Annotated in this window: 4 protein-coding genes; all 4 read right to left on the bottom strand. The window is 29.2% G+C overall.

From position 1 onward, the window contains the following. Positions 1-1,343: 1,343 nt before the first annotated feature. Positions 1,344-2,144 carry a tetratricopeptide repeat protein gene (locus tag VLC96_RS06450; RefSeq protein ID WP_325261470.1) on the bottom strand — a complete coding sequence of 267 codons (801 nt, stop codon included), beginning with the start codon at positions 2,142-2,144 and terminating at the stop codon, positions 1,344-1,346. Further along, entirely contained in the window at positions 2,141-2,650 is a 510-nt protein-coding gene (locus VLC96_RS06455; protein WP_325261472.1) for a hypothetical protein, read from the bottom strand. The genes VLC96_RS06450 and VLC96_RS06455 overlap by 4 nt, the downstream gene beginning before the upstream one ends. A gap of 185 nt (positions 2,651-2,835) precedes the next feature. After that, positions 2,836-3,129: a type II toxin-antitoxin system RelE/ParE family toxin gene (locus VLC96_RS06460; RefSeq protein WP_325261474.1), complete on the bottom strand. Its 294-nt coding sequence runs from the start codon at positions 3,127-3,129 to the stop codon at positions 2,836-2,838. Then, positions 3,129-3,338 (bottom strand): type II toxin-antitoxin system ParD family antitoxin (locus VLC96_RS06465; protein ID WP_325261476.1); only part of this gene is annotated, 210 nt, incomplete at its 5' end. The genes VLC96_RS06465 and VLC96_RS06460, both read right to left, overlap by 1 nt.

The raw sequence follows: 3,338 nt of genomic DNA on the forward strand, positions 1-3,338 counted from the left end.
AAGTTTTTAGGTCTGTAGTTATTTTGTCTTGAGCAAAAGTTGTTAGGTTAGAAATTGTCAGAAGAAGTGTTACTAATATGTTTTTAATTGTCATTATGTTGTTATTTTATAATTGGGTCTAACGTCTTGGTAATACAGCGGGTTTGGGACTAAATTAAGCCCATTCTTCGGATTTGCCAAATCTTCCAAATACAAAACCAACTTTCCATTAAGCCTATTGCCCAAATCCGTTGTAGTAGCTGTTAGCGGTTCGGTTGTTTTTAGCCGAAATTACAATCATAAAGCAATATTTTTATGCGTGCTATGCAACTTGTTTCTATGTATCAAAATCAATCTTTTTTATCTTGTTGTTCCGTATGATTTTGATTTCCATTGAGCATTGTGTCTCCCTCGTTTAGACCGTTTGACATTCCAACCATAAATGCTGTAATAATTAGAATAATTTTTCTTTTTATCCAAAGAAGAGGTCGTTTAGATTTCTCTAAACGTGTTTTGTTATTATACATTTTGTAAATGATAAAGGATTATACACTTTTTTATATTCTTATGCTTTGAATTGCATAAATGCTTAAAAATTATTTTTAAGCTATGTATAAACTTTTACATGAGTTTTTTGAAGTAATCAACTCATTTATAAATATGTTATAAGACATAATTGAACTTACTTCTTGATAAAGTAGCGTTTGAGTTTTTAAAAGTACCTTAACTTGAAGACCAAAAAAATCTTTAAATTGAAGGTATGAAAAGAGAATTGGAAAAGTAGTATTCTTAAATGAATTTACCTGATCGAAGACGTATAATTCGGCACCCCTCGTATTTAATTCTGTTCTGAGAATTACGTTCGAGAATTGATAATAATCTGCTGAATTTGATTGAGAATATAAAGTGCAATCATTAGCCACCAGTCCAAAAACTAGAAAGAGTGAAATCAGATATTTTATGTGTTTTTTCAATCTATTTAATCCTAATTGACTATTTTAATTAAATGTTATATTGTGTTCCAATGCTTGTTAATGTTTGGTATTTTGTAGCTGAGTTTTTCTGCTTGGCGAAACTACAAATAAAAAGGATAATTTCACTAAGCCCTCAATCTAAAGTTCTAACTTTTACGTTCCAATTTTTATGCACATTTTTTCAAATTTTCCTGCATTACAAAATTAATTCTTCAAATTTTTTTTCTACGTAAGTTCGGATTCAGCTGACCGCCAACGTCTTGGTACTACAGCGGGTTTGGGATTAAATTAAGCCCATTCTTCGGATTTGCCAAATCATTCCAACTACAAGACCAACTTTCCATTAAACCAAATGCCCAAATCCGTTATAGTGGCTGTTACCAGTAGTTTTTATTCATTTTTAATTGTTTCATAATAAACACTATTAAAATGCCGAGTATAAGGGTCGAACATTTTTTTATTTTCTGCATACAATTTCAACGCCATTTCTTTATACTTTTTATATTGTTTTTGGTTTTTTAAGATTTTGTAAACCTTGCATTTATAATAGGAATTGTCCGCAAACTCATTTATTTTACTTTGTTTTTCAAATGATATTAGAGCATTTGTATAATCTTTAATTTCATAGTAAGTTACGCCTAATTGATAATAATCATATAATCCAGGCGAATAATCTTTTGTTTCTAATTGTCCGTTGAATATTTTGATTGCTTTTTTCTTTTTATTTATTGCACTATAACAAATGCCTTTTGTGATATTCAAATGATAATCTCCATTTATTGAATATCCAATATTATAATTTGCCAAACTATCAAGTTTTTCAATGTCTTTAATTGCTCCCTTATAATCTCGAAAAAATTGATAGCGACACCAAGCACGATAACCTAAATTTAGGCCGTAATCTAAATCAACTGCTTTGTCTATTAATTTTTTCCAAGTTAAAAAATCTCCACTTTTTAAATAGGCTGTTGATTTCTCTCTATAAGCATACGCGAAATTTGGACAAATTTTAATTGCGTTATCAAGAATTTCTTGAAACTCTCTTTGAAATTGATAAAGCTTTTCAGTTTTTTCAGCTTCAATACAAGCTTTATATTGTAAAGTATCACCTTTGTACAAATAAGCATTACAATTTGGTTGAGAAAATAAATAAATCGGACAGAGTAAAAAAAAGTAAGCTAAATTTTTCAAGGTAATATTTCTTTTAATTGTCCATTTTCAATTTTAAAAATCAAGTATTGGTAATAATCAATTTCTTTTTCTTTGTATTTTTTCCCTTTCCAACCTTTTAAGTTTTTTGTTATACTCATAAGTTGTTCTGTTATTGATTTATTAAAAACTTTTTCTTCATAATTTTCGCCCATAGAAATCAAACGAAATCGATCTGTTTTTCCTTTGCAGTTAACAACAAAATTAATTCTAATTAACCCTGTTTCATTTTTAATGATTTCTGATTTATATTTTTCAGCAAACTCTTTTTCAATAGCCAATTTTTCTCCTTCATATTCTAAAGCGCCAGAATTATTGAAGTATTGATAAATATGTTTTAAATTGCATATCTCAAAATCTTTATTGTCAATTTCAGAATTAAATTCGATGTCTCCAACATAATTTGGATATTCGGATTTAGTTTCGCTTTTTTCTTGACCGAATGAAATTAATGGAATAAATAAAAGGAATTTTGATATTTTAGTCATTATATATTTGTTTCTTATTTACACGAATTTTTAAGCGAAATTACTGGCAACGTCTTGGCATTACAGCGGGTTTGAGACTAAATTAAGCCGATTCTTCGGATTTGCCAAATCATAACAAATACAAAACCATCTTTCCATTAAGCCAATTGCCCAAATCCGCTTTAGTAGCTGTAATGTGAGGTTCCTTATAGTCTGCTTTTTAAATCCATCATTCCATGAAGAATTCTTGCGATTTCTATTTCGTTCTTTGATATAATGGAGTAGAAGATAATATGTTCACCTGATTTAAAACCTAATATTCCTTTCGTTACTATATCATAGTTTTTACCAAGTTCTGGATTATTTGCTAAATCATCACATGATGCCAAAAGTAAATCATAATACTTTTCAGCTTGCATTTCAGACCAAGTTTCGATTGTATAATCCCAAATTTCAGATAAGTCCTCAACGGCTTTATTAGTGAAGTAATATTTAGCCATTATTTTTTCTTGGCTCTTAAGATTGCAAGATGTTTTTTCGGATCGAAGTCTGTTGCGCGACCACTTTCAATTCCTTCATTAATCGCCTTTCTCAGCGCAATTATTTTATTTTCCTCATCCTCTAAAAGACGAAGTCCAGCTCTAACAACTTCACTTGCATTATTAAATCTTCCATCAATAATACTGTGTTCAATAAAACTTTCAAAATG

Source organism: Flavobacterium sp., from assembly GCF_035456085.1.
In the GTDB taxonomy this organism is placed as follows: domain Bacteria; phylum Bacteroidota; class Bacteroidia; order Flavobacteriales; family Flavobacteriaceae; genus Flavobacterium.